The sequence below is a fragment of the Amycolatopsis sp. NPDC051102 genome, from assembly GCF_040682815.1.
In the GTDB taxonomy this organism is placed as follows: Bacteria; Actinomycetota; Actinomycetes; order Mycobacteriales; family Pseudonocardiaceae; genus Amycolatopsis.
In genome coordinates this window covers 1-2149 of the sequence record NZ_JBFBBT010000018.1, presented here as the reverse complement: position 1 = coordinate 2149, position 2149 = coordinate 1, and the positions used below count along the sequence as shown (strand labels likewise).

Sequence of the window (2149 nt, the reverse complement as noted above, 5' to 3'; positions counted from 1 at the left end):
CCACCCCCTTCACGACCGGGACACCCGCTGTCCGCCACTCCCCCACCGGCGTTTTCCCCGGTCCCCACGGCCACCAATCCCGTGCCCCACCTCACAATCACGCGTGTCGACCCTTCGATCACGCGTGATGTCTCTTGCTGCACAGCCGGCTGACCGACCGTTCGGCCGCCCGAAAGGGCTTGTGGCGCAACGGAACCCTGGGTGAGCGGGTGATGACCTGCAGTCGACGCTGGTCCGTCCGGAGCATCCGGTTTGCTACGTTGGTTGTACTCCAACCAGGTGGTCCTGACGACCGTCACACATTTGCAACACCGCAGTCCTGTGATCGGCTTCATCGCCCCCGATAGCGTGCGTCTCACCTTTCGGGCAGACGGAGATGGAGGGGATCATGCGTCGTTCGCGCAGGCTCTGGGGACCCACGGTGGTGATGACCTCGCTGGCGCTCGCGCTCACCGCGTGCGGCGGTGGCTCGGGCAGCTCCACCGGTGCCGGCGGGACGGATCCGGACGGCACCGTCAGCGTCTACGGCACCGAACCGCAGAACGCGCTGGTCCCGACCAACATCAACGACCTGGGCGGCACCAAGGCGATCCAGCCGATGTTCGCCACGCTCGTCGGCTTCAAGGGCGCGGACGCGCAGCCCTTCAACCTGATGGCGGATTCGATCACCACGACCGACTCCAAGGTCTACGACATCAAGATCAAGCAGGGCTGGAAGTTCCACGACGGCACCGAGGTGAAGGCGCACAACTTCATCGACGCCTGGAACTACGGCGCCTACGGGCCGAACGGCCAGCTCAACACCGACTTCTACTCGAACATCCAGGGCTACGCCGACGTCCACCCCGAGGACAAGAACGCCAAGCCGACCACGGACAAGATGTCCGGGCTGGTCGCGAAGGGCGACTACGAGTTCCAGGTGACGCTGAACGCGCCCTTCTCGGTCTTCGACATCAAGGTCGGCTACCAGGCGTTCGCGCCGCTGCCGGACTCCTTCTTCAAGGACCCCAAGGGCTTCGAACAGCACCCGATCGGCAACGGGCCGCTGAAGTTCGTCTCGCGGACGCCCAACCAGGACATCAAGCTCACCCGGTTCGACGACTACAAGGGTGACGACAAGGTCAAGTTCAAGGACCTCGACATCAAGATCTACTCCAGCCAGGAGACCGCCTACCAGGACCTGCTGAGCGGGCGGCTCGACTTCATGGAGGCCCTGCCGCCGTCGGCGGTCGCGGGCGGCAAGTACAAGAACGACCTCGGCGACCGGCTGGTCACCGGCCACCTGCTCGGGATCAGCACCATCGCCGTCCCGTACTACGTGCCCGGGTACAACAACCTCGAGCTGCGCAAGGCCATCTCGATGGCGATCGACCGGGCGCAGATCACCAAGACCGTCATGAACGACACCTACGTGCCGGCCGACGGCTACATCTCGCAGGGCATCCCGGGCGCGCGGCCCGGCGTCTGCCAGTACTGCAAGTACGACCCGGCGGCGGCCAAGGAGGCCTTCGCGAAGTCGGGCTTCACCGGCAAGCTGACCATCGCGTCCAACGCGGACGGTGGCCGCAAGGAACCGCTGGTCGCGGCGTGCAACAGCATCAAGAACACGCTCGGCGTCGAGTGCGACTTCGTGCCCGCCACCGACTTCGGCCAGTGGCGCAGCATCGTGACCGGCCACAAGCTGACCGGCATGGGCCGCTCGGACTGGTCGGCGGACTACCCGTCCATCGAGGACTTCCTCAACCCGATCTACAAGACCGGCGGGTCCTCGAACGACTCGACCTACTCGAACCCGCAGGTCGACGCGCTCCTCGAGAAGGCGGACGCCACCGCCGACAAGGACGCCGCGGTCAAGCTGTACCAGCAGGCCGAGGACCTGATCGCGAAGGACCTGCCGTCGATCCCGACGTGGGACGAGAAGGGCGTCGCGGCGAAGTCGAAGAACCTCAAGACCGCGGCCCTGGACTTCCGCCGCATGCCGGACTACCCGTCCATCGAGGTCCTGAAGAAGTAGCAGCTGCGGATCCCACCACCACGCCGTCGTGAGTGGCAAGGCGAGTTCTAACAAAGCGAAACACAAAAAAACCCCCCCGCGCCCCAAACAAACCAAACAATAACCAAAAAAAAAAGAGAAGGCAAAAAACCGAAA

Annotated in this window: 1 protein-coding gene; it reads left to right on the top strand. The window is 64.5% G+C overall.

Annotated elements, in window-relative coordinates; genetic code table 11:
* Positions 1 to 388 precede the first annotated feature (388 nt).
* Complete coding sequence (locus tag AB0M93_RS35480; RefSeq protein ID WP_364282070.1) at positions 389 to 2014, top strand: ABC transporter substrate-binding protein; 1626 nt, start codon at positions 389 to 391, stop codon at positions 2012 to 2014.
* Positions 2015 to 2149 lie beyond the last annotated feature (135 nt).